This is a genomic window from Qipengyuania citrea, assembly GCF_009828015.1.
In the GTDB taxonomy this organism is placed as follows: Bacteria; Pseudomonadota; Alphaproteobacteria; order Sphingomonadales; family Sphingomonadaceae; genus Qipengyuania; species Qipengyuania citrea.
Genome location: NZ_WTYG01000003.1, coordinates 205,194 through 229,108, shown reverse-complemented (window position 1 = coordinate 229,108; position 23,915 = coordinate 205,194). Strand labels below are relative to the sequence as shown.

Below are 23,915 nucleotides of genomic sequence, written 5' to 3'. Positions count from 1 at the left end.
GGGGCGGACACGAGACCACGATTGAGGACCGCGAAACCTGCCATGCAATTTCTCACCCGCATATCCGCACTTGCGCTGACCATCGCCCTTGCCGCGCCGGGCCATGCCCAGGACGCGGCGCCCGCCACCGGCCAGGGCGGCACCGGGGGCGAGGCGCTGCCCGAGAACGCGATCATCGTGACCGGCGAACGCATCCGCGGCGAAGTCGAAACCGAGGTTCCGCCGGTGGTCGAACTCGATGAAGACGATATCGCCGCTTATGGCGCGGATTCGCTGGCCGATCTGGTCGAACAGCTGGCGCCGCAGACCGGTTCGGCCAGCGGCCGTGGCAGCGGGCGTCCCGTGTTCCTCGTCAACGGTCGCCGTGTCTCGGGCTTTCGCGAATTCCGCCGCTATCCTCCCGAGGCAATCGTGAAGGTGCAGGTCTTCCCCGAGGAGGTCGCGCTGCAATATGGCTATCCCGCCGACCAGCGTGTGATCAACTTCATCCTCAAGGACAATTTTTCCAGCCGCGAGGTCGAACTCGAATACGGCCAGCCCACGCGCGGAGGCCGGTCGAACGGCGAGGTCGAATATTCGCAGCTCACCATCAATGGCGGAGACCGCCTGCTGTTCGGTGCCGAATTCAACAGCTCGTCGCTGCTGTCCGAGGCCGAGCGCGATATCATCCAGACCACAAGCAACACGCCCACCGTAGCGAGCGATCCCGATCCGGCCGAGTTCCGCAGCCTCGCCTCCGACAGCGAGGGCATCGAACTCGAAACCACCTGGAACACCACCTTCGGCGAGGGCGCACGCGTGCCAAGCCTGTCGGTCAACGCCAATCTCGACCGCAGTTTCTCGCGCTCGCTCTCGGGTCTCGATACGGTCCTGCTGACCGATCCGGACGGGAATTCGCAGCTGCGCGCGATCGACGACGACCCGATCACGCGGCGGACCAGGTCGACCACCGCCTCGCTCGGCAGTTCGTTCAACGCCCCGATCGACGATTGGGATCTCGCGCTTACGGTGGATGCGACCCGCGGGTGGAACACCACGTGGACCGATCAGCGACGCGATACCGCCGCGCTCGTTGCGGCTGCCGCCGCGGGTGAAATCGACATTGCGGGCGATCTCGGTCCGCTGGCGGCCGGCGGTATCGAGCAGGCCGACAGCAGGACCTACACGCTCGACAGCCTCCTGACATTGACCGGGCGACCGATCCTCCTGCCCAGCGGCGAGGTGAACGTCACTGCGAAAACAGGTTTCAACCTCGACGGGATCGACAGCGAGGACACGCGCAATCCCGGCGTCGAAACCTCGCTCGATCGCCGCGAATTGCTGGCGGGGCTCAACCTGGCCATCCCGCTCGCCAGCGCGCGCGAGGGCTTTCTCGCGCCGCTGGGCGAGCTGACGCTCGATCTCGGCGGCGGGGTCGAGGACCTGTCGGACTTCGGGCTGCTGACCAATTGGAACGCGGGGCTCAACTGGCGCCCATCCGACAGCCTCTCGCTGCAGGCCAGCTACAGCGTGCGCGAACAGGCCCCGGGGATCGCGCAGCTCGGCAACCCGCAGATCGTCGACCTGAACGTCCCGGTCTACGATTTCACGACCGGTGACACCGTGCTCGCCAATGTGGTCACCGGGGGCAATCCCGATCTGCTGGCGGAGACCCAGCGCGACATCAAGCTGGCGGCCTCCTACGATTTCGACCTGTTCGACCGGTCGAACTTCCGCGTCGAATATGTCCGCAACCGGTCGGACGACGTGACCGAAAGCTTCCCGCTGCTGACCCCCGCAATCGAGGCGGCATTCCCCGATCGGGTCACGCGCGAGAACGGCCAGCTGGTCGAGCTTGACCGGCGCGCAGTGACCTTTGCCGAGCGCGGCTCGTCGCGCATCCGGTATGGCTTCAATTTCTTCGGCCGCGTCGGCTCGGAATCGGAGGGCGGCTCGCGCAGTGGGCGCGGCGGGATGATGGCGCGGATCGCGTCTGCAGCCGCAGGTTCGGGCGCGCAAAGTCAGGGGCAGGGACAAGGGCCGGGAGGCGGGACCAGCGATCGCGCGCGCTTCCAGCAACTGCGCGAACAGTTCTGCTCATCCGAGGGCCAGCCCGATATCTCGCAACTGCCCGAACGGATGCAGCAGCGCCTGCGCGGCGAGAATGGCGAGGTCGACCCGGAGCGTGTCGCACAGGCGCGCGAGCGGATTTGCAGCGCCGACGGGATGCAGGCCCGCGAAGAGATGGAGGCCGCGCGCATACGGCTGTGCACCGGCTGGAATCCGGCCGATCCCGCCGCCTCGACTCCGGTCGACCTCGCGGCTCTGCCGGAACGCGTGCGCGAGCGGCTGGCGGGCCCCGACGGCCAGGTCGATCCCGAGCGGCTCAACCAGCTTCGTGCGCGCGTCTGTGCAGCCCCCGGCGGCGAACGCGGTCCCGGCGGTGAGGGCAGCGACGCGGGCGAATCGCCGGCTGCGGGCGGTGAAACGCGCGGCGGCGGCGGGCGCGGTCGTGGCGGTGGTTCTGGTGGCCCCGGTGGCGGACAGGGACGCTGGAACCTTTCGGTCTATCACACGATCGAGCTGGAGAATTACGCGGTCATCGCCAACGGCATCCCGCAGCTCGACCTGCTGGGCGGCGATGCGCTCAGCGGCAGCGGTGTGAACCGGCACAATGTCACGATGGAAGGCGGGCTGTTCCACAACGGCCTCGGCGCGCGCCTGTCGGCCAACTACGCCAGCGGATCGCAGGTCGACAACCTCAGCTTCCACGACCTTGCGACCTTCGACTTGCGGTTGTTCATGAACCTCGAACAGCAGCAGTGGCTGGCGGGCGACAATCCCGGCTTCCTCAAGGGCGCACGGCTCTCGCTGCGAGTGGACAATCTGTTCGACGCGCAGCAGCGCGTGACCGACGAAACCGGCACGGTCCCGCTGAGCTACCAGCCGTGGCTGGTCGACCCGCTCGGCCGGACGTTCGAGATCGAGTTCCGGAAGGTCTTCTGATTGCCCGCGACGGGGGGCGGGCAATCCGGCTAGAGCGCTTCGCCCGCCGCCACGCCGCTGGCCCAGGCCCACTGGAAATTGTAGCCGCCCAGCCAGCCGGTGACATCGACGGCCTCCCCGATGGCGTAGAGACCGGGCACGCGCCTGGCTTCCATCGTCTTGGAGGAGAGCTCGGCGGTGGCGATCCCGCCGACGGTGACCTCGGCCTTGGCGAAGCCCTCGGTCCCGTTGGGCTGGAACGTCCAGCGCTTCAGCCGTCCGCCCGCCCCGCGCAACGCCTTGTCGGGCGCATTGCCGAACTCGACTTCCAGCCTCAGCCGCTCGGCGAGGATATCGGCCAGCCGCGCGGGCAGGCGCTCGCGCAGCCATGCGCGCAGCGTCGATCTGGGCGCGGCGCGCTTGGCGTCGAGCAGGAAATCGCCGCTTTCGTCGGGCAGGAAATCGACGAACAGCGGCTCGCCCGGACGCCAGTAGGAACTCGCCTGCAGGATCGCGGGACCCGACAGCCCGCGGTGCGTGAAGAGCGCCGCCTCGGCAAAGCGCGCCTTCCCCGCGCTGGTCACCACCGGCGCGGAAACCCCGGAGATGTCGCGGAACAGCACTTCCTCGCCGCCCAGCGTCAGCGGCACCAGCGCCGGGCGCGGCTCGACCACCTTGAGACCGAACTGCCGCGCGAGGTCATAGGCATAGCCGCTTGCGCCCATCTTGGGGATCGAGGGTCCGCCGGTGGCTATCACCAGCGAAGGCGCGCGAAACCTGCCCGATGGCGTGGTGACGGTGAACCCGCCGGCCTGTTCGACCGAGGCGATTTCCTCGCCGCAGCGCAGGTCTACCTCGCCCTTCGCGCATTCCTCCAGCAGCATGGCAACGATCTCCTTGGCCGACCCGTCGCAGAACAGCTGGCCGAGGGTCTTTTCGTGCCAGGCGATGCCATGGCTTTCGACCAATGCGAGGAAATCGCGCGCGGTGTAGCGCGCCAGCGCCGACTTGGCGAAATGCGGATTGGCCGACAGGTAATTGGCCGGACCCGCACCGATATTGGTGAAATTGCAGCGCCCGCCGCCCGAGATCAGGATCTTCTTGCCCGGTGTCGCCGCGCGTTCGAGCAGCAGCACGCGGCGCCCGCGCTGCCCCGCACGCGCCGCACACATCAGCCCCGCCGCGCCGGCGCCCAGGACGATCGCATCGAAATCCTCGGCCATCTATGCCTCGTCGAGCGGATACTCGGGCTTCTGGCGCGCCGCGATGAAATAGAGCAGCGTGCCCACCACCAGCAGCCCGCCGAACACCAGCCACGACTGCGTCTGCGCCTGCGCCGCGATGAACAGCGAGCTGGCCACCGCGAAGATTACGCAGAACAGGTGCAGCGGGTCGATCCGCCCCTCGCGGTGTTCGAGCACCGGCAGCGCGCAGCTGGTCACGACATAGGTCACCAGCCGCACCAGCGTGCCCGCGATCGCCAGCACTTCGAAGCCTTCCCACAGGCCGAACAGCATTGCCGCCACGCCGTAGAACAGGATCGCGTTGAACGGGGTAAGGAAGCGCGGGTGGACATATTCGAACCACCGCGGGAGCATGCCGCGCTCGGCCATGCCGTACATCAGCCGCGGCTGCGCCACGCCGCTGGCGAAATTGTTCGCCCCGATGCTGAAGCTGGCCGCGACGACGATCGCGAGCGACCCGATCTGCCCCATCGAGGCACCGGCCACGCCCGCCAGCGCATTGTCCTCGCCCGCGAACTGGGGGCCGATCGCGATGAAGGCCCAGATGATCGCCATGTAGAGCAGCGTTACCCCGCTCACCATGGTCACGATCGACAGCGGGACGTCGCGCTTGGGATGCTTGAACTCGCCCGCCGCCTCGACCACGCCCTCGAAGCCGATGAAGGCATAGAAGGTCAGCAGGATGACCGTCTCGACCTGGCTGAACTGCGGCAGCGTCACCGCCCCCATCTCGCTGCCCGCGAAGAAGGCCGACAAGATCAGCGCGCCCAGCGGCAGCAGCTTGATCGCGGTCATCACGCCCAGCGCGCCGACCGAGGCGCGCATGCCGTAGAGATTGATCGCGGTAATCAGCGCCAGCCCCACCGCCACCGCGACGGGCGAGGCGACCGGCCCCGCCAGTCCGGGGAACAGCGCGGCTAGATAGGCGACCATCACATGCATGTTCGCCGCCGCGGTCACGATCGCGCTGGCATAGCGCGCCCAGCCGGCCTGGAAGCCGACGAACCGCCCGAAGGCGGCCTCGCCATAAAGCACCGATCCACCGCTATGCTCGAACCGGGTGGCCATCCAGGCGTAGCACAGCGCCAGCGGCAGGAAGAGGATCCCGCCGACCAGCATCATCCATGGGGCGAAGTTGCCCACTGCCGCCACCAGCACTGCGGGCAGCGCGAAAATCCCCGCGCCGATCATCCCGTTGAGCGGGAACAGCGAGGTGCCCCAGAAGCCGACCGTGCGCGGCGGTGCAATTTTGGTTGGGTCCATCGCCCGGGGGATGGCGGCAAAACCGGCTTTGCACAAGCCGATGCGGCACACTATCTCCCCTTGCATGTCGCGCACGAAAGCCGGTTCCCCGCATGATCCGAGAGGCAAGGAGCGGTTCCACGAGGACCGCGCCACCAAGACCGTGGCCGGTGCGCAGCCCGATCTCGAAGCGGGCATCACCGCGATCCGCGAAACGGTAAAGACGCTCAAGCCGCGCCCGGGCGTCTACCGGATGCTCGATGCGCGCGGCGACGTGCTCTATGTCGGCAAGGCGCGCAGCCTCAAGGCGCGGGTCGCCAATTACACGCAAATCAAGGGCCTCACCAACCGCATCCAGCGGATGATCAGCCAGTGCCGCGCGATGGAAATCGTGGTCACCAATTCGGAGGCCGAAGCGCTGCTGCTCGAAGCGCAGCTGATCAAGCGCTACCGCCCGCCGTTCAACGTGCTGCTGCGCGACGACAAGAGCTTCCCCTTCATCCTGCTGCGCGCCGACCACGCCTTCCCGCGCATCACCAAGCATCGCGGCGCGCGCAAGGCCAAGGGCAATTACTACGGCCCCTTCGCCAGCGCGGGCAGCGTGAACAAGACGCTCAACGCGCTGCAGAAACTGTTCCTGCTGCGCAGCTGCACCGACAGTTTCTTCAACAATCGCGACCGGCCCTGCCTGCTCTACCAGATCAAGCGCTGCAGCGCGCCCTGCGTCGGCCGGATCGACGAGCCGGGGTACGAGAAACTGGTGCGCGAGGCGAAGGACTTCCTCGGCGGCAAGTCGAGCGCGGTGCAGCAGGATCTCGAAAAGCAGATGGCGAAGGCGGCGGAGGAGCTCGATTTCGAGACCGCCGCGATCCTGCGCGACCGGCTGCGCGCTGCGACCTTCATCCAGGGCAGCCAGGCGATCAACGCGCAAGGCGTGGGCGATGCCGATGTCTTCGCGCTGGCCGCCAAGGGCGGTCAGGTTGGGGTGCAGGCCTTCTTCATCCGCGGCGGGCAGAACTGGGGCCACCGCACCTTCTATCCGCGCAACACGGGCGAGCTCGAGAAGGAAGAGGTGCTCTCCGATGTGCTGCTGCAATTCTACGAGGAAGTGCCGCCGCCGCGCACCATCCTCGTCGACCGCGCCTTGCCCGAACAGGACCTCGTCGCCGAGGCGCTGTGCGAAAAGGCGGGGCACGGCGTGGCGATCTCGATCCCGCAGCGCGGCACGCGGCGCAAGCTGATGCAGCAGGCGAGCCGCAATGCAGTCGAGGCGCTCGAGCGGCGGCTGGCCGAAACCGGGACCAAGGCCAAGGTGCTGCGTGACCTCACCGAATTCCTCGAACTGGAAGAGGTCCCGCAGCGGATCGAGGTCTACGACAACAGCCATATCCAGGGCGACAAGGCGCTGGGCGCGATGGTCGTCGCCAGCCCCGAAGGCTTCGAGAAGGGCCAGTACCGCAAGTTCAACATCAAGACCGCGCAGACCAATGACGATTTCGCCATGATGCGTGAAGTGATGGAACGCCGCTTCCGCAAGCTGGCCGAAGCGGGCCGCGATCTCGACGCGCGCACCGAGGGCAAGGGGCACGAGGCGATCTGGCCCGATCTGGTGCTGATCGATGGCGGGAAGGGGCAGATGTCGAGCGTGCGCGACACGCTGGAGGAAATGGGGATCGAGGACGTCCCGCTGATCGCCATCGCCAAGGGCCCGTATCACGGGCGCGAGGGGCGCGAGGTGTTCCATTTTCCCGACGGGCGCGAAAAGACGCTGCCGGTCAATTCGCCGCTGCTGTTCTATCTCCAGACGCTGCGCGACGAAGTCCACCGCTACGCCATCGGCGCCCACCGCGCCAAACGCAGCCGCGCGATCACCGCCTCACCGCTCGACGAAATCCCGGGTATCGGCCCGGCCCGCAAACGCGCGCTGCTGCTGCATTTCGGCACGGCTGGGAAGGTCAGGGCCGCGGCGCTGGACGACCTCAAACGCGCGCCGGGTATCAGTGCGGGGGTGGCGCAGCAGGTGTATGATTTCTACCACGCGGGTGGGTGAGGGCTGGCTGGCCGCTAACGACCCGATTGTGGACATTGGGCAGGTTTGCAGCGTTACCTGACAGCCGACCTTTCTCGCTTCGACAGCCATTCGGCTAATTCCTCAGCCCAGCTATTGTCGCCTTCAAGATTGAAGCGGATCCACCGATCAAAAGTCGAAAATCTCATCTCTCGCGGGGAGACCGTCGATTCTGAGTTTGCAGCTACCACCTCGGCCATTTCGTGTATTCCCTGATGAAATGCCCAAGCTCCTAAACTAAGCCATTCATCATCATCATTGCCGAGACGTTCCTCAAGCGGCCAATAGATCGCGTTAAGAACAACCAGAGGGTCATCGCCAAACACCACCGACTGGGGCCACAGCCCCTTTACTCGCTGGAATAATTCTCGCGGATCGACACTTTCTGCCATGCTTCTTTGTAATGCCGCATCGTCCGCTTTCCACCCTAAATCTCGCCGTTCCCGTTGCCGCCAGGCGACCTTCAGAACGGCCAGGCAGCTTCAACCTGGTCACTGCCTAAACTCGCCTTTCTACTGCCGACCCGATTGTGGTCCGCAAGGAGTAATGCTCAATGGATGTGGGCCGCCGTTTTTGGAAGGCTTTTCGTCATCGACCATCCAAAGAGGGCACTAAAGATTGGGGTTGGCAGCAAGCCAAACGTGATCCCGATGACTAAGCCAACCTTCGCTGCTTCAGGGTCGCCGTCACCGCCCAGTATTTGGCTAAGGCCTTCCCAGCCAAAGGAGGCATCCGTTAGCCAGAACACGGTCGAGCCCCAAGCAAAGGTGAGAACCAACTCAGCTACTGTATTGCCGAAGGCAAACCGCAACCGTTCTATACCTGGCATGGGACGGTTCTCGGCTTTAACGAACCAGCCGACTGACAATGCAACTGCTATGATCGTAATTCCTGTCGATGGAATCGACGGCTCGCCATCGAAGTTCATTGCATACAGTAGCAGCGCACCGGCAGCGGCTAGCTTCACCGCGAAGTAAGCAGCAATATAGCGAAGCATCGAGGTTGGTTCCAAGTCGTGATCTTCCATACTTAGGCTATATCTTCGCGACGTCCGCTTTCCACCCCATCTCGGTCATCCCAGCGAAAGCTGGGATCGCTCGACGCGCGCGGCTAGCTGTCGGGGCGCATGAGCGCGTGGGTCTACATCATGAGCGACCGCAAGGATGGCGTGCTGTATATCGGTGTGACCGCCGACCTCTCTCGGCGGATCATACAACATCGGGAAGGGAAGGGCTCGGCCTTCTGCCGCCGGTACGGGCTTAAGCGGCTCGTTTATGCAGAAGAGCATGACAGCATCGGAGACGCGATCGCACGCGAAAAAGCGATGAAGGCGTGGAAGCGTGCGTGGAAGATCGAATTGATCGAGGGTGTGAACCCTGCGTGGGACGATCTGTTCGACGTGGTGCTTTGATTGCGGGCGATCCAAGCTTTCGCTGGGATGACATGGCGGGGCAGAGTTGACGTGGCGGGGCTGGCTGCCTTGGTGGGGCTGGGCCGAGGGCGATCCCAGCTTTCGCTGGGATGACGAAGTGGGCTGGGCTGACGCCGTGGTGGCAGGGCTTTCCTACACACCCTGTCCCGTGCCTTATCCTCTCGGATGAAGCACTACCCACCGCGCTCCGCGCGTCCGCGCAGGCCCTCCATTACTATCCCGCCGTTCCACGCCGTCCCGCTGCGTCATCGCGCCGATGGATGGACGCCCGTGCGGCAGGCGGAGTTCATCGGGCATCTCGCCGCGACGCGCTCGGTCGCGGCGGCAGCGCGCGGCGTTTCGATGGCGCGCGAGACCGCCTATCGCCTGCGCGCGCGGCCCGGGGCGCATGGCTTTGCGGCGGCGTGGGACGTGGCGCTGGGGTCGGTGCGTTCGGAGGCGGGGCGGGCGCGGCTCGAGGCGGCACTGGCGGCAGCGCGCGCGGCGAGGCAGGCCGATCGGAAGGTCACGATCCCCGAGCTCGAATGGCGGGTGGCGACCGGGCTGTGGCAGGTCATGCTGCGCGGCGGGCGCTATGCCGGCGTGGTCCGCAAGCCCGATGAAACCGCGCTTCTTGTGCTGCTCTCGCGCACGCGCGCGGCTGCGGGGCGGGCATGATGCGCGGTGAAGGTCACGCTTTTCGGGCGCGCGTTTCGCGGTCCATGAATGCGCGCGAATTGATCTCGATCAAGGAGCGGTGTCGGACAGCTGCTATACTGGCCGCATCAAGCGGGGACTCGGCCCACCGGCCGGACCGCAAGCTGGGAGACGATCAATGAAGACGATCCTGTTCAACGCCGCCGATGACGAGGCTTTCACCGGCCGGCTCGATGCCGCGCTCGATCTGGCGCGACAGTTCGATGCGCATCTCACGCTGCTGCACGCCATGCCCTATGAAGCCGCGGCGACCATCGACTTCCACGGCGCCGCCTTCGCCGCCATGGTCCCCGTCTGGCGCGAGGAAGCCGCGAAGCTGCGCGAGCGGACGCTGACCGACCTCGCGAACGAGGGCGTGTCGTGGAACTGGGTCGAATCCGCCGGCCCGGTCGCGCTCGCGATGCTGCGCGAATCCTCGCTCAGCGATCTCATCGTGATCAGCGCGCGCGATGCGCATACCGCCAAGGGCACGCCGTCCTTCACTGCGGGCGAGCTGGCGCTGACCGCCGATTGCCCCGTGCTGGTCCTGCCAGAAACCTGCACCCGCTTCGAGACCGGTGCGCCCGCACTGGTCGCGTGGGACGGATCGGCCGAGGCATCGCATGCGCTCAAGGCGGCGCTGCCGCTGCTGCGCGAAGCGGGGGCGGTCTATCTCGCCACGGTCGGCGAAACGGGCAAGTCGGCCGATGCGCTCGACCTGCCGCCGGTGAAGGGGGCGGACTACCTCTCGCGGCACGGGATCGCCTGCGAGATGGTCGAGCTCGAATGCGGCGACAAGGATGTCGCGGCGACGCTGCTGGGCGCGGCGGAAGCGCGCAAGGCGGGGCTGATCGTGATGGGCGCCTATGGCCGCACGCGGCTGACCGAACGGATCTTCGGCGGGGCGACACGCCGGATGCTGTCCGACGTGCGCATTCCCCTGCTGATGACCAACTGAACCCGGCGGGTCCGCGGGTCAGTCGCCGCGCGGACCTGCGGGTTTGCCCTTGCCTTTCGGCTTGCCCTTGAACTTGGGCTTTCCGGCAAAGGGCTTGCCGGCAAAGGGCTTGCCGCCCGCGCCCGCGCCCTTGCCTGCGCCGGGTTTGACGCTTCCGGGCTTGCCCTTCTTGAAGGGCGGCTTGCCCCCGGGCTTGCGGTGGGGGCCGCGGCCGGCGGGGCGGGGATCGACCCGGCCGCCGCCATCGGCGTGCTTGCGGCGGTTCTCGCGGGCTTCGATGCGGGGGCCGTCGGGGGCCTCCTCGATCATGATCTCGTCCTGCTCGTCCTCGGGCGAGGCGGTGCGGGTGACGGTCTCGGCAACCTTGGCGGCGATCGGGCGCGGGACCTGGAACCAGCTCTCGTGCTGGCCGATGCGGATCGCGCCGATCTCGTTGCGGGTGATGTGCCCGCGGCGGCAGATCAGCGGCAGCAGCCAGCGCGGTTCGGCGTTCTGGCGGCGGCCGATGCTCATGCGGAACCACACCACGTCCTCGAAGCCGGGACGGTGGCGTTCGGCCTTCGCCCGGTCGCGCGCCTCGGGGGTGTTGGCGATCAGCTCCTCGGGTGCGGGCATCTCGGCGCGCAGCGTCTGGACCAGCGCGGTGGCGATGTCCTCGGGCGACATCTTCGCCATCAGCTGGGCGCCGAGCTCGCGCTCGTATTCGTCGAACTCGCGCGGTTCGGTCAGCCGCTCGATCAGCCGCGTGCGGTCCTTCGCGCGGATCGCCTCGGGGGTCGGTGCGTCGAGCCATTCGGCCTCGATCTGCGCGCCCCGCAGCATGCCCTCGACCCGGCGGCGGCGGTTGTACGGCACCACCAGCGCGGCGGTGCCCTTCTTGCCCGCCCGGCCGGTGCGGCCCGAACGGTGCTGCAACGTCTCGGCATCGCGCGGGATTTCGACATGGATCACCAGGCTGAGCGTGGGCAGGTCGATCCCGCGCGCGGCGACATCGGTGGCCACGCAGACCCGCGCGCGCCGGTCGCGCAGCGCCTGCAGCGCCTGGTTGCGCTCGCTCTGCGAATGCTCGCCCGACAGCGCGACGACGCCGAAGCCGCGGTTCTGCAGCGTGGCATGCAGGCGGCGCACGCTTTCGCGCGTGGCGCAGAAACAGATCGCGGTTTCCGCCTCGTGGAAGCGCAGCAGGTTGACCACCGCGTTCTCGATCTCCGACGGGCCGACGGTGATTGCCTGATAGGCGATGTCGCCATGCCCGCGCGTCTCGCCGGCAAGTGACAGGCGCAGTGCGTTGCGCTGGTAGCGTTCGGCCAGCCGTTCGATCGGGCGCGGCATGGTGGCGGAGAACAGCAGCGTGCGGCGCGTATCGGGAGTCGCATCGAGGATTTCCTCGAGATCTTCGCGGAACCCCATGTCGAGCATCTCGTCGGCTTCGTCGAGCACCACGCCGACCAGGCCCGACAGGTCGAGCGCGCCGCGCTCGAGATGGTCGCGCAGGCGGCCGGGGGTCCCGACGACGATCGCCGGACCGGCGCGCAATGCGCGGCGTTCCTTGCTGGCATCCATCCCGCCGACGCAGGTGGCGATGCGTAGTCCGGCGCCCGCATAGAGCCAGCCGAGTTCGCGGCTGACCTGTAGCGCGAGCTCGCGCGTCGGCGCGATCACCAGTGCCAGCGGCTTCTCCGACAAGGGCGTGCCGCCAACCGCGTCGAGCAGTTCGGGAGCAAGCGCCAGGCCGAAGGCCACGGTCTTGCCGCTCCCGGTTTGCGCGGAAACGATCATGTCGCGCCCGTGCGCTTCGGGTTCGGTCACGGCCTGCTGGACGGGGGTAAGCGCGTCGTAGCCACGGGCGCTCAAAGCCTCGCCGATAACCGGCGGGAGGTTGGAAAGGGGCATGGTATTCTTTCGGTTGCGCGTATGCACGGGCGGGGGGTGCCCGGCTGGTCGCGGCGCGGGCACTGCCCGCAGTCGGAGGCGCCCCTACACGCAATTGGAGCGTTTGGCCCGCACTTTCTTGCGCAGGCCGAAATGGCGCGCGGCACGCAGCCCGCACTTTGTGACGCAACCGCGTCAGCGCACGCGCAATTGTCCGCAAACCGACGCGATGCGGAAATATCGCAGTCAAACTGCGCGCCTAGGCGGCTCTCAACGATAGCGGAGGGCAATAATGAAAATCAGGAATACGCTTCTTGCCGGGGCTGCCATTGCGGCGCTGGCACTTCCCGGCATGGCGCAGGCCGGCGATCTTGCCGGCACCGTATCCGATGCCACCGACACCATCGCGCTGCGCAGCGCGCAGGTGCGCATCGTCGAGATCGACCGCGTGACCGCGACCGAGCGCGATGGCTCGTTCCTCTTCGCAGACGTTCCGGCCGGCGATTACACGCTCGAAATCAGCTATGTCGGGGCGGAAACGGTCAGGCGCGCGATTACCGTCCCGGCCACCGGCACGGTGCGCGCAGAGATCGCGATGACCGGCTTTGGCGACGATGAGATCCTGGTCGTGGGCCAGGTCGCGAACCTTTCGAGCGCCCTGTCGCGTAAGAAGGAAGCTGATGGCGTGTCCGACGTGCTGACACGCGACGCGATCGGCCAGTTTCCCGATCAGAACGTCGCCGAAAGCCTGCGCCGCCTGCCCGGCATCAATGTCCTCAACGACCAGGGCGAGGGCCGCTTCGTATCGGTCCGCGGCCTGTCGCCCGATCTCGTCTCTTCATCGCTCAACGGCGTGCGCCTGCCGTCGCCAGAGGCCGATATTCGCGCGGTCGCGCTCGACGTCGTATCTTCGGACATCATCGAATCGATCGAAGTGAAGAAATCGCTCACGCCCGATATGGATGCCGACACGATCGGCGCGTCGGTCGAGATTGAGACCACCAGTGCGTTCGACCGCAAGACGCGCCTTCTGACCGCCAAGGTCGAAGGCAGCTATAACGATTACGCCGGTGAGATAAGCCCCAAGGGAAGCCTGGATTTCGCCACCCGGATCGGCGAAAATTTCGGCATTTCGGGCGGCGTCAGCTATTACCGCCGCACCTTCGAGACCGACAATATCGAAGCCGACGGGTGGGAGGAGGACGACGGCGTCATCTATGCCGAGGATCTCGAATACCGCGACTACGATGTCGAACGCGAACGTATCAGTGCGACGCTCGGCCTCGACCTTCGCGCGGGCGACAGCACCGAACTGTATGCCCGCGGCGTCTACAGCCAGTTCGACGACCAGGAGAGCCGCCGGCGCCTGATCTTCGATCTCGGCGATGCGATCGTTACGGGTGCAGGCAGGACGGTCGGTTACAGCGACACCGATCCCGACCCCGACGAGGACGCGGCGATTACCGTCGAGCGCGACGTCAAGGACCGCTTCGAATCGCAGAAGATCCGTTCGCTCGTTTTCGGCGGCGAAAGCGATTGGGGTGATTGGTTCGCCAATTATTCGGCGAGCTGGGCAAAATCGAGCGAGCGGGAGAACGGCAGCCTCGATCCCATCGCATTCGAACGCGAATATGAGGAAGAAGGGTTCGGCGTCGCTCTCGACTTCGCCGATCCGCGCATTCCGCTGTACAGCGTCACCGATCCGACGAGCGATTTCACCGACCCCGGTGCCTATGCGCTGAACGATATCGAATTCGTCGCGTTGTCGGATGCGCAGGACGAGGAATGGGCCGCCAAATTCGACCTGGGACGCCGCTTCGCCGCCGACAATGGCGAGTTCACCGTACAGGTGGGTTTCAAGGGCCGCTGGCGCGACAAGACCTATGACGCGAACGTCGAGTTCTACGAAAACGACGCCATGACGCTAAACGACGCGTTGGGCGAAGGACAGACCTATCGCCTGACCGGTATCGGGCCGGTTGCAGGTTTCACCGAAGGGTCCGACTTCTTCCGCGCCAATTTCGGCGATTTCGAATTGCAGGAAATCGACAGCGCGTTCGACAGCGCGGTCGAGGATTTTGCAGTCGCTGAAGACATCATGGCCGGCTATTTGCTCGGCCGCTGGGAAAGCGCGGACCTGCGCGTGGTCTATGGCCTGCGTTACGAGCACACGGACAACACGCTGGTGGGCAACAACGTCCTGCTGGTCGAGGAAGACGGGACGCTGCCCGACGGGTCGATCGCGGCTGATGACACGGTCCTCGTGTCCCCGGTCTCGATCGACAAGAATTACGATCACTGGCTGCCCAGCCTCAACCTGCGGTACGAACCGCAAACCGATCTGGTGCTGCGCGCCGGCTTCTACCGTTCGATCGTGCGGCCATCGCCGTTCCAGCAGGCGCCCCATTTCGCGGTCGAGGAAGCCGATGACGGCGAACGCAGCGGTGAATTCGGCAACCCCGCGCTGCTGCCTACCGAAGCCTGGAATTTCGACGCTGCGGCAGAGTATTACATGAGCGCGACCGGCGCGCTGCACGCATCGGTCTTCTACAAGAGCCTCGACAATTTCATCGTCGATGTGAACACCGATGTCGCGGGCAGCTTCCGCGGTATCGCCTTCGACGAAGCGACAATCGCCCGCAACGGCGACGAAGCGGACATCTTCGGTATCGAACTGGGCTTTTCGCAGGCCTTTTCCGGCACGCTCGACGGCGTCGTGGTGCAGGCGAACTACACCTTCACCGATGCCGATGGCACGGTGACCACGCTGGCCAGCGAGGGACCGCGATCGATCCCGCTGCCTGCGACGGCGAAACACACCGCCAATTTCTCGGTCGGATACGACAAGGGCCCGATCGATATCCGGCTGTCGGGCACATACCGCGACAAGTATCTCGACGAGCTGTCCGACACGAGCGATCTCGACCGTTATGTCGACGACCATTTCCAGCTCGACCTGTCGGCCAAGTACCGCGTGACCGATTCCGTTCAGCTGTTCTACGAATGGGTGAACATCAACAATGCCAAGTACTTCGCCTACAATAGGTTCGGCGGCGGGCGTAACCTGTATCAATATGAAGAGTACAATTGGACCATGAAGGGCGGCGTGAGGGTGACTTTCTGATGCGCAGGGATTTTCGTATATTCGCACTTGCCGGGATCGGCCTGACCGCAGCTTGCGCCACCGTACCCGCGCCGGGCGACCCCGCCGTGCCGGTTTACGCGGTGGCGGAAACCCAGCCGGTGGTGACGGCCAATGAAGATGCGGCGGACGACCCGGCGATCTGGCGCAACGCCGCTGCGCCCGCCGACAGTCTGATCGTTGCGACCGACAAGAAAGCGGGGCTCTACGTCTATGATCTCGGCGGCCAGCCGAAGAGCTTCACTGCCCATGCGGCGCTGAACAATGTCGATCTCGTCGACATGGAGGATCAGGGCATTGTCGTCTTCGCCAGCGACCGCAGCGATCTGGCACAGGCGCGGATCGCACTGTTCCGGCTGGACACGGCCGGCGGATCGCTTGTCGAACTGGGCAGCGTCACGTCCGGACCCGGCGAGGCCTACGGCATTTGCGGGACCCGGCGCGGCGACCGGCTGATCGTCTATACCGCGCCCAAGAGCGGCCGGATCGGCGAATGGGAAATCACGCTAAGCGATACCCCGACCGCGCGCGAACTGCGCACGATGCAGGTTCCTTCGCAGCCCGAAGGCTGCGCCGTCGATCACCGCGATGGCACGCTTTATATCGGCGAGGAAGCGGCCGGGATCTGGCGCTTCCGCAGCGGTGCGGCGGCGGGCGAACTCGTCGCCGCGGTCGATGGGCGCAAGATCGTGGCCGATCTCGAAGGTCTTGCCCTGGTCCCGGATGGCGACGAGGGCGGCTGGCTTTATGCCTCGAGCCAGGGCGACAACACCTACATGCGTTACGCGCTGCCGGATGTGACCCCCGCAGGCCGCTTCCGTATCGCCGCAGGGCAATATGGCAGCACCGAGGAAACCGACGGGATCGAGGCGCAGCGCGGTGACTTCGGCCCGAACTTCCCCGGCGGGCTGTTCATCGCGCAGGACGGCGTGAACGACGGCCGGGCGCAGAACTTCAAACTGGTGCCGCTTGGCGCGATCGAGAATGCGCTGGGCGACTGATACCGGCGATGCGGTCCGGGCCGGTTACTCAGCGAGAGCGAGCGCCGGTCCGGACGCGGCCTCGCGGTCGCGCCGCAAACGCAGCAGCGCGACCGCCACGGTCAGTGCCAGCGTGCCCCAGAACAGCGCGACGAAAGGTGCGCCATTACCGATCAGCAGGCGGGCAAGCAGCGTGGTCACCAGCGCTATCGGCACACCGCTGACGAAGCCCGACCAGACCGCTCTCGTGCGCGGGGCGGGGCGGCCCTGGCGGGCCCGCTTGTTAAGCCAGATGAAGGTCCCGGTGGCCACCACCGCGGTCAGCGCGAGCCCGAAGGCGATATAGGCGATCTTGACCGGCAACCCACCGTAATTGCCGAAGTGCAGATTGTAGGTCGAGGCGGCCAGTTGCTGCCCGATCGTCCCATCGGCGAGGCCGGTGGTTCCGTGGAATTCGCCGTCCGGACCGTAAGCGTAATACTCGCCGAAAATCAGCCGGCGGGGATGCTCGCCCACGATCTGGATGTGCTGGCCGGCCGTGCGCGGATCATGCAGGATGACGTAATAGGGCTCCACCTCGGGATAGGCGCGCGCCATATGCGCCAGCGCCGGGCGCGCGTCGGCGACCGGAGCGCTGGCGGGGTCCTGCGGGGCTTCCTCGCCGAAAATGGGGGCCAGCGCTGCCTCGCTGTCGCCGCCATAGGCGGTTTCGGCCACAATGCCGCCGGAGACGTAGAACAGGCCGATCATGGCGCCGGTGAGCGATATGGCAAGGGCAAAGGGGAGGGTCCACACGGCCAGCCGATTGTGCCAGTCGACTGTGGCGACAGCGTCGCGGCGCCGCGCGCGCAGGCGGAAGGCATCGCGGAAGATGCGCGGGTGGGCGACGATACCCGAGATCGACAGCGCGACGATCATCGCGCCGAATGCACCCACCAGCGTCATTCCGTAAATCGCGGGGAGGTTGAGCCGGTAGTGCAGCGCCAGCAGGAATTCAGACCAGGCGTTCTCCTCTGGCATCACGATGGTGCCGTCGGCATCGACATGGAATGCCTGCGTATCGGTGGTGATCGTCGTCCGCGGCAGCGCATCGGTCGGCATGTGCACGAAGAGGTGGGTGGTGGTTGCGCGATCGTTTTCGACCGACAGCACGTTCTCGATCCCGCGCTGGACCGCCGCAGGTTCGATCGCGGTCATTTCGGGCGCATCCCGCTGCTCGAACCGCTGCCATTCCTCGTACAGCACAATCGCCGTGCCGGTCGCGCAGATCAGGTACAACAGCGCGCAGCACACGAGGCCGAGCGCGGTGTGGGCGGCAAGGCCCTTGCGGACGGTTTCCTTGGCAAATCCCAGGCTCATCAAAATCCCCCCACAAGAACGGCCAGCGCCAGCGCCGCTATCGCAACCGCGCTGGTGAGTAGCAATTGCTTCCCGCGGGTTTGGGTGATCAGCAGGACAAAAGCCAGTATCGGCCATACCAGCGGCACCAGTCCGAGGACGGCGACATTGCCATTCGCTTCACCCGCGCCTGCCGCGATCAGCGCCAGGCGCGCCGCAAGTGCGAACAGGACCGACACGACGAGCGCCAATGGCCCGGCGATCGCAAAGGTCGCCAGTGCCTGCCCGATCCGCGTGCCGCCGACGCCGTTCAACGCTTCGGTTTCACGCAGCGGCCGCGCGGGTCGCTGGCGGCGCGGGTGTTCGAACACCGCTTTCGCGAGGATCGCTATCGCAGTCCCGACCGCGAACAGCGACGTGACCGCGATCCCCCAGGCGCCCGCCACGGCCCCGCCGATGACGACGCCGATGGCCAGCGCAGCCCAGCCCAGGGCGTTGAGCCCTGCAGCCCGGCCGGGCCGGCCCCAAGACATTCGCAGCAAGGCGATACCCATCACCGCCAGCGCACCCGCCAGCCAGATAAGCTCCGGGCTGACCATCAGAAGTTGAACGCCAGCGAGCCGTTGATCGACCGGCGTTCGCCGGGGAAGCAGTCGCCGCGCACGAGGCAGACCGAGAAATAGTCCTCGTCGGTCACATTGCGGGCGGTCACGCGCAGTTCGAAGGGCCCGAAATCATAGCCCGCCGAAAGGTCACCGACCGTACGGCCGTCGACGCGGTAGGTCAGCAGATTCCCGTCGAGGGCCGAAATGCCGCTGCTTTCGTTGCCGCCGACATAGCGCACGCCGCCGCCGAAGCTGAAGCCGTCGAGCGCGCCAGCGAAATCATACATGGCGAAGAGCGAGGCCTGCCAGTCCGAGATCGACGAAAGCGGCAGGCCGTTGGGGTCTTCGGCATCGAGATAGCTGGCATTCGCGTCGAGCCGCAGTCCGCCCAGCAGCGCGTTGGCCTCGAACTCGACACCGCGGACCTTCGATACGCCTTCCTGCTGGCTGTTGGCGCCAAACAGCGAATTGGGGTTCGGCAGGTTGGAAATCTCGATGTCGAATGCCGCCACCGTAACCAGCGCATTGACGCCGCGCGGCTGCCATTTGATCCCCACCTCATACTGGCGACCTTCCTGCGGCTTGAGCTGCTGGTTGGTTATCGTGTCGATGCCCACAACCGGCTGGAAGCTCTCGGCATAGCTGGCATAGGGCGAAATGCCTGCCGGGCCGCGATACAATACGCCAAAGCTGACACTGGTCGCATCATCTTCCTGCGTTGTACCGTTCTCGACCGCATTGGTCACTTCGTCGAAACGGATGCCCGCCGTGGCTACGAGATTGCCCAGCGTCATCGTGTCGGAGATGTAGTAGCCCGTCGTATCGATGAAGTTGCGCGGGCCATTGCCCTGTGCCTGCCGCACTTCGTCCACGCTGAGCACGTTCTGGTACTGCGGATCGAAGGCATTGAGGACACCCCCGTTGAAGATGTAGGCGGTGTCGCTGTCGGTGAAGACATCCTGATACTGGACGCCGGCGAGAAGTTCGTGCTCGATCGGCCCGGTGTCGAATTCGCCGCGCAGGCGCACGTCGAAGGCCATCTGTTCGCTGCGGTTGTCGGCGAGGTAATAGGTCCACAGCCCGTTTCCATCGGCGTCCAGCCGCGGCACTCCGTTGCCCGCGAAGGCGATCCACGCCTGCCGGTATTCGGCATCCGAGCGCATGTAGCGACCGATGCCTTCGAGCGAGAATGCCTGGCTCAGCTCCTGTTCGACGATCAGCGACAGCGCGAAGCTCTGCGTGTCGTATGCGTTGAAGCCCGGGGCCCCGTGGTAGACATAGGGATCGATTTCCTGCCCGCCGGGTGCGGGCAGAAGTGTGCCGGTGACCGGCAGGAACTGGTGCGCGGTGTCCGATTCCTGATCCGAGTAATTGGCCAGAATGGTGATTTCGGTGCCGGAAGCAGGACGCGCGGTGAAGGACGGCGCGAGGACGAGCTTGTTGTCCGAGACTTCCTCGATCTGCGAATCGGCATCGCGGTATAGCCCGACGAAACGGAACTGGGCCTCGTCCTCCGCGCCGGGAATCGCGACATTGATATCGGTCGCGATCTGCTTGCGATCGAAGCTGCCGTAATCGACACGCAGCTGACCTTCGCTTTCGCCATGCGGGCGCTTGGTCACCACATTGAGAATGCCGCCGGGCGCGCCCGCGCCATAGAGCACCGAGGCCGGGCCCTTGAGCACCTCGACCTGTTCGAGCGTGTATAGGTCCTGCCGCGTGTTGTTGTAGAAACCGAACAGATACTGGAGGTTGTCACGATACTCAGGTGCATCGAGGCCGCGAACCTGCACGAAATCGCCGCGGGTGGAAAAGCCGAACGGTTCCGCCGTGACGCCAGCCGTATAGGTCAGCGCATCGTCGAGCGATTGCGCGCCCTTGATGACGAAGTCCTGCTGCGTTTCGATCGAGATCGAGCGCGCGACTTCCACGATGGGAGTATCCGACTTGATCGCGCCGAATTCGCTCAGCGTCCCGGTCACCACGATGGCGCTGGCATCCGCCTGGGCGGTCTCATTGTCCGTGTCGGCCTGCGCGTCCTGGGCAAAAGCGGGGGCGGCCAGCGTAAGTGCGAGCGTGGCAGTGGTGGTGGCCAGAATAGCCTTCATCGACGAATCCCTTGTTCTGAATGTTTATTCGGCGCGCTGGTAATGAGAGTCACTCGCATTAGCAAGGCCAGTCTGAATCTGCGCGGTCATCTGCCCGCCAGAGTGCCCGCGATGGCCCGTTCATGTGCGCGTGCGCGCACGTCCGACCGAAGTCCCGATCACTTGGTCGATTTGGAGCGGGGCAGCGCCATACGCCGCCGGAATTGCCCGTTCAGCTGTTCGTTGCGAATGGGGAAAATGCAGGGCCGCGTTCAGGGCCTGCTGGGCCGGCTCAGCTGTCGCGCGGGACGCGTTTGCGCATCATGCCTTCCTGCGCAACGCTGGCGACCAGTTCGCCCTGCCGATTGAAAATGCGACCGCGGTTGAAGCCGCGGCCCCCGCCGCTCCATGGCGCATCGGTGGCATAGAGCAGCCATTCGTCGGCGCGCGCGGGCCGATGGAACCAGATCGCGTGGTCGAGGCTGGCCCCCACCAGTTCGCCGCGCATCCACGACAGGCCATGCGGTAGCGCGCTGGTGCCCAGCAACGTGTAATCGCTGGCATAGGCGATTACCGCGCGGTGCAGCGCGGGATTGTCTTCGATCGCGGGCAGCGGCGCGACGGTGCGGAACCAGCTGTGCGCGCGTGGCTCGCGCGGTTCGCTGTTCATCCAGTGCAGCCGGTCGACCGTGCGCATTTCGATCGGCCGGGGGCGCAGCACCAAATTGCGCTGCTGCTCGCTCATGCGTTCGCCCATGCGTTCGACCATCTGGCGCCGCATTTCCATGTCGCCGCGCAGGTCCTCGGGCGGTTCCACTTCGGGCATGGTTACATCGTCGTGCGACAGGCCGTCTTCGGGGCGCTGGAAGCTGGCGGTCAGGTTCAGGATCGGGCGTTTGTCCTCGCCTTTCTCCTGCTGGCTGGCGACCACCCGCCGGTTGGCGAAACTGCGGCCATCGAAATCGCGCGCGATGTCGTAGGAGATGTCGAGCCCTTCCTTGCCGCCGCGCAGGAAATAGGCATGCAGCGAATGCGCTTCGAGGCCCTCGGGCGCCGTCGCCTGCGCCGCTTGCAATGCCTGCGCGATGACCTGCCCGCCAAAGACGCGGCCCACCCCGTTGGGCTGCTTCAGCCCGCTGAAAGCGTCATCCCCTTCGCGTGTGACGGACAGCAGGCTAACGAAGCCTGCGACGAGTTCTTCCGGTGTCTTTTCAATGCTCACGGGTGCCGGTTTGCGGGTGCTTTACGTTTGCGTCAAGCACTGCACGTACGTGATTGCCGAAAAGCGTACATCGCGAGGCCGATGCTCATAAACAGTTCGCGGTATTCGGAGCTGTCGAAGACCATCAGCTTGGTGGGACCGAGTGCGAGCATGGTAAGCTGGCCCATGCCGACCCAGATCGCGAGCGCGCTCCACAAGAGCGTCTCCCGCCGCGTGGCGCTGCTGCGCGCGAAGGCCACGCAAACGGCCAGCCCGGTCCAGAAGGCGGCTTGCACGGGCAGCAGCGTCCAATGGCTGTAGGTGAAGACCAGCATCGGCGCGGACACGGCGGCAACGGTGCGGTCGGGCAGGAACGGCGCCACAACGCGCACCATCGGCCAACGCGCCACATCGCTTTCGCGCAGCAGCGGCAGCAACAGGAGAAAAGCGCCGGTGCCCGAATACAGCGCCAGTTCGGTAATATCGGTATGGAAATTGTGCAGGTTGAATTCACCCTGCCAGTTGCGCGCGGCGATCGCTTCGGGCGTGGCGAAGCCGATCTGCCTCTGGAACCAGCTGACTTCTTCGAGAGCCATCAGTGCGAAGAGTGCGGCAAAGCCCAGGCCGACCACCATCGGAACCCAGCTCTGGCCATGCGCGGGTTGCCGCCGGGTACGATCCCGCAGCCGCCATCCCATCAGGCCCGCCGCGCCGAACAGCAGCACGGCGGAAAGCCATTCGATCGTGCTGTCCTCGGCCCCGATCTGCGCAAAGGCACCAGGGCTCGCGGCGAGCAGGGCGATCGCTGCGAGCGAAAGCAGCGCGACCGCGAAGACGAGAGCTCCCGCGCGCACGCTCACTTGCTCGCGGCGAACCTGCGATTGCGCCAGCGATGCAACGAGCAGGAAACTCAGCACGGCTATTCCCGCGGTGCGCATCCAGTGCCAGCCATCGTGGATTGGCGCTTCCTCGCGGGCGAAATGCCAGCCCAGCACGATTTGTTCGTACGCCGCGACCGCGATCATGAAACCGCACCAGAGCAGCGTGCTGCGGATGACGGGGCATCGCAGCGTGATCACGCCGCGCGCTCCCACCACGGCGAAAGCAAACGTGCCAGAAGGGCATTGCGGACGAACAGCAGGTCGATCAGAAGCGCGCCGGGCTGGGCGCCCATCTCGCTCTTGTACCCGGCATCGCCGACACCCCAGCTGATGCGCCGCACGCCGCGCTCGCCCGCCCGCGCAAAATCGTCATAGAGCAGGACGCGGCCGGCACCGAACTGGTTGAAGCGCTGGTCGTAATTGTTGGCGATGTAATAGCGCACCGGTCCGGCCTCGATCCCAAAGGTGAAGGCGGCGGGTGTGTCCCCGATCCACATCAGGCTTCCGAATAGCATGGCTGCCAGCACCGGGTCGGTGCAGATATCCTCCCAATAGCGCCGCATCTCGGGGTCGCGAAACTTGGTGTCCCCGCCATCGGCAAGCGTCCCGAGCCAGCTCTCCGCTTCGATCTGAGCCAATGCGTCGCGCTGCCGCGCAGTCCAGTCGCTTCCGCTAAAGAATTCGACCGAGACCGCGCCGCCTTCTTCCTCCAGCCTCCGCTTGCGCCAGCGGTTCTTGCGCTGCGTCTTGGTCGACGGCCAGGCGCCGTCCTGCCGCAAGGCTGCGAGATCGATCTCGAACACCTGGCCTAGCGGACGCGCAAGCGCGTGCCACCCGGCCTGGCGCAGCGCCAGGCGTAGCCGCTTGAGTTCGGGATCGCCGGCTTCCACCGGGCCGAGCCGCCAGATCGAACCCAGCCGCTTGCGCTGCCGGCCGAGCGCGGCGGCAAGAACCGCCTCGTCGATGCCTTGGGCTAGCGGAACTCCGCGGAAGGGCCAGTAGCTCCCGGCAATCTCGCGCAGCCGGAAAGGGCCGCCGCGGCGCATGGCCAGTCCTAATGCAGCAAGCGCCATACCCTCTTCGCCGCGCAGCACGATGCGGTCGGGCGGGGCGGGGGAGGCATCGAACCACCGGCTGCGCAGGAACGCCCGCTGCTGCGGACCATTCTGCGCCAGCGCGTCAAACTGCGCTGCGTCATCGCCGTGCTGCTGGTCGCTTGTCATGCT

18 protein-coding genes are annotated in these 23,915 nt (G+C 65.9%); 7 read left to right on the top strand and 11 right to left on the bottom strand.

Going from position 1 to position 23,915, the window contains the following annotated elements; all coding sequences use genetic code 11:
* Positions 1 to 42 precede the first annotated feature (42 nt).
* On the top strand, positions 43 to 2,985 hold the full coding sequence (locus GRI55_RS11205) for a TonB-dependent receptor plug domain-containing protein (RefSeq protein ID WP_160767216.1): 2,943 nt from the start codon (positions 43 to 45) through the stop codon (positions 2,983 to 2,985).
* 29 nt (positions 2,986 to 3,014) lie between these two features.
* Here the strand turns inward: GRI55_RS11205 and GRI55_RS11200 are convergent, their stop codons facing one another.
* Positions 3,015 to 4,187: a BaiN/RdsA family NAD(P)/FAD-dependent oxidoreductase gene (locus GRI55_RS11200; RefSeq protein WP_160767215.1), complete on the bottom strand. Its 1,173-nt coding sequence runs from the start codon at positions 4,185 to 4,187 to the stop codon at positions 3,015 to 3,017.
* On the bottom strand, positions 4,188 to 5,471 hold the full coding sequence (locus GRI55_RS11195) for an APC family permease (RefSeq protein ID WP_160767214.1): 1,284 nt from the start codon (positions 5,469 to 5,471) through the stop codon (positions 4,188 to 4,190). It lies immediately after the preceding gene.
* Between the two features lie 64 nt (positions 5,472 to 5,535).
* Between GRI55_RS11195 and uvrC the strand changes: the two genes are divergently transcribed.
* The gene (uvrC, locus tag GRI55_RS11190) at positions 5,536 to 7,500 is read left to right on the top strand and encodes an excinuclease ABC subunit UvrC (protein WP_160767213.1); all 1,965 of its coding nucleotides are present in this window, start codon (positions 5,536 to 5,538) and stop codon (positions 7,498 to 7,500) included.
* 53 nt (positions 7,501 to 7,553) lie between these two features.
* Here uvrC and GRI55_RS11185 read toward each other — a convergent pair whose 3' ends face one another.
* Together GRI55_RS11185 and GRI55_RS11180 are read right to left on the bottom strand one after the other, a co-directional pair.
* Entirely contained in the window at positions 7,554 to 7,910 is a 357-nt protein-coding gene (locus tag GRI55_RS11185; protein ID WP_160767212.1) for a hypothetical protein, read from the bottom strand.
* Between the two features lie 158 nt (positions 7,911 to 8,068).
* On the bottom strand, positions 8,069 to 8,545 hold the full coding sequence (locus GRI55_RS11180) for an ABZJ_00895 family protein (protein ID WP_160767211.1): 477 nt from the start codon (positions 8,543 to 8,545) through the stop codon (positions 8,069 to 8,071).
* Positions 8,546 to 8,644: 99 nt separating this feature from the next.
* On the opposite strand from GRI55_RS11180, the gene GRI55_RS11175 reads away from it, so the two are divergent.
* The 3 genes from GRI55_RS11175 to GRI55_RS11165 all read left to right on the top strand — a co-directional run bounded on the left by GRI55_RS11175 (position 8,645) and on the right by GRI55_RS11165 (position 10,583).
* Positions 8,645 to 8,929 (top strand): GIY-YIG nuclease family protein, encoded by a 285-nt coding sequence (locus tag GRI55_RS11175; RefSeq protein WP_160767210.1) that lies wholly within the window; start codon positions 8,645 to 8,647, stop codon positions 8,927 to 8,929.
* Between the two features lie 291 nt (positions 8,930 to 9,220).
* Positions 9,221 to 9,607 carry a hypothetical protein gene (locus GRI55_RS11170; protein WP_160767209.1) on the top strand — a complete coding sequence of 129 codons (387 nt, stop codon included), beginning with the start codon at positions 9,221 to 9,223 and terminating at the stop codon, positions 9,605 to 9,607.
* 157 nt (positions 9,608 to 9,764) lie between these two features.
* Complete coding sequence (locus GRI55_RS11165; protein WP_050599370.1) at positions 9,765 to 10,583, top strand: universal stress protein; 819 nt, start codon at positions 9,765 to 9,767, stop codon at positions 10,581 to 10,583.
* 18 nt (positions 10,584 to 10,601) lie between these two features.
* Here the strand turns inward: GRI55_RS11165 and GRI55_RS11160 are convergent, their stop codons facing one another.
* Complete coding sequence (locus GRI55_RS11160) at positions 10,602 to 12,476, bottom strand: DEAD/DEAH box helicase (protein ID WP_160767208.1); 1,875 nt, start codon at positions 12,474 to 12,476, stop codon at positions 10,602 to 10,604.
* A 271-nt stretch (positions 12,477 to 12,747) separates the two neighbouring features.
* On the opposite strand from GRI55_RS11160, the gene GRI55_RS11155 reads away from it, so the two are divergent.
* Positions 12,748 to 15,579: a TonB-dependent receptor gene (locus tag GRI55_RS11155; protein WP_160767207.1), complete on the top strand. Its 2,832-nt coding sequence runs from the start codon at positions 12,748 to 12,750 to the stop codon at positions 15,577 to 15,579.
* Complete coding sequence (locus GRI55_RS11150; protein WP_160767206.1) at positions 15,579 to 16,598, top strand: phytase; 1,020 nt, start codon at positions 15,579 to 15,581, stop codon at positions 16,596 to 16,598. The genes GRI55_RS11155 and GRI55_RS11150 overlap by 1 nt, the downstream gene beginning before the upstream one ends.
* A gap of 24 nt (positions 16,599 to 16,622) precedes the next feature.
* Here GRI55_RS11150 and GRI55_RS11145 read toward each other — a convergent pair whose 3' ends face one another.
* The 6 genes from GRI55_RS11145 to GRI55_RS11120 form a co-directional block, all read right to left on the bottom strand.
* Positions 16,623 to 17,936, bottom strand: coding sequence for a PepSY-associated TM helix domain-containing protein (locus GRI55_RS11145; protein WP_160767205.1), 1,314 nt, complete (start codon positions 17,934 to 17,936; stop codon positions 16,623 to 16,625).
* On the bottom strand, positions 17,936 to 18,514 hold the full coding sequence (locus tag GRI55_RS11140) for a hypothetical protein (RefSeq protein WP_050599365.1): 579 nt from the start codon (positions 18,512 to 18,514) through the stop codon (positions 17,936 to 17,938). The genes GRI55_RS11145 and GRI55_RS11140 overlap by 1 nt, the downstream gene beginning before the upstream one ends.
* Complete coding sequence (locus GRI55_RS11135) at positions 18,514 to 20,628, bottom strand: TonB-dependent siderophore receptor (protein ID WP_160767204.1); 2,115 nt, start codon at positions 20,626 to 20,628, stop codon at positions 18,514 to 18,516. The genes GRI55_RS11140 and GRI55_RS11135 overlap by 1 nt, the downstream gene beginning before the upstream one ends.
* A gap of 271 nt (positions 20,629 to 20,899) precedes the next feature.
* The gene (locus tag GRI55_RS11130; protein WP_160767203.1) at positions 20,900 to 21,829 is read right to left on the bottom strand and encodes an acyl-CoA thioesterase; all 930 of its coding nucleotides are present in this window, start codon (positions 21,827 to 21,829) and stop codon (positions 20,900 to 20,902) included.
* Between the two features lie 32 nt (positions 21,830 to 21,861).
* Entirely contained in the window at positions 21,862 to 22,887 is a 1,026-nt protein-coding gene (locus tag GRI55_RS11125) for a hypothetical protein (RefSeq protein ID WP_160767202.1), read from the bottom strand.
* Entirely contained in the window at positions 22,884 to 23,912 is a 1,029-nt protein-coding gene (locus tag GRI55_RS11120) for a GNAT family N-acetyltransferase (RefSeq protein WP_160767201.1), read from the bottom strand. The genes GRI55_RS11125 and GRI55_RS11120 overlap by 4 nt, the downstream gene beginning before the upstream one ends.
* Positions 23,913 to 23,915 lie beyond the last annotated feature (3 nt).

Coding starts and splice junctions, on each gene's coding strand:
- GRI55_RS11205 (WP_160767216.1), top strand. CDS start 43: ATGCAATTTCTCACCCGCATATCCGCACTTGCGCTGACCATCGCCCTT.
- GRI55_RS11195 (WP_160767214.1), bottom strand. CDS start 5,471: ATGGACCCAACCAAAATTGCACCGCCGCGCACGGTCGGCTTCTGGGGC.
- GRI55_RS11145 (WP_160767205.1), bottom strand. CDS start 17,936: ATGAGCCTGGGATTTGCCAAGGAAACCGTCCGCAAGGGCCTTGCCGCC.
- GRI55_RS11180 (WP_160767211.1), bottom strand. CDS start 8,545: ATGGAAGATCACGACTTGGAACCAACCTCGATGCTTCGCTATATTGCT.
- GRI55_RS11185 (WP_160767212.1), bottom strand. CDS start 7,910: ATGGCAGAAAGTGTCGATCCGCGAGAATTATTCCAGCGAGTAAAGGGG.
- uvrC (WP_160767213.1), top strand. CDS start 5,536: ATGTCGCGCACGAAAGCCGGTTCCCCGCATGATCCGAGAGGCAAGGAG.
- GRI55_RS11140 (WP_050599365.1), bottom strand. CDS start 18,514: ATGGTCAGCCCGGAGCTTATCTGGCTGGCGGGTGCGCTGGCGGTGATG.
- GRI55_RS11200 (WP_160767215.1), bottom strand. CDS start 4,187: ATGGCCGAGGATTTCGATGCGATCGTCCTGGGCGCCGGCGCGGCGGGG.
- GRI55_RS11135 (WP_160767204.1), bottom strand. CDS start 20,628: ATGAAGGCTATTCTGGCCACCACCACTGCCACGCTCGCACTTACGCTG.
- GRI55_RS11150 (WP_160767206.1), top strand. CDS start 15,579: ATGCGCAGGGATTTTCGTATATTCGCACTTGCCGGGATCGGCCTGACC.
- GRI55_RS11120 (WP_160767201.1), bottom strand. CDS start 23,912: ATGACAAGCGACCAGCAGCACGGCGATGACGCAGCGCAGTTTGACGCG.
- GRI55_RS11165 (WP_050599370.1), top strand. CDS start 9,765: ATGAAGACGATCCTGTTCAACGCCGCCGATGACGAGGCTTTCACCGGC.
- GRI55_RS11160 (WP_160767208.1), bottom strand. CDS start 12,476: ATGCCCCTTTCCAACCTCCCGCCGGTTATCGGCGAGGCTTTGAGCGCC.
- GRI55_RS11175 (WP_160767210.1), top strand. CDS start 8,645: ATGAGCGCGTGGGTCTACATCATGAGCGACCGCAAGGATGGCGTGCTG.
- GRI55_RS11155 (WP_160767207.1), top strand. CDS start 12,748: ATGAAAATCAGGAATACGCTTCTTGCCGGGGCTGCCATTGCGGCGCTG.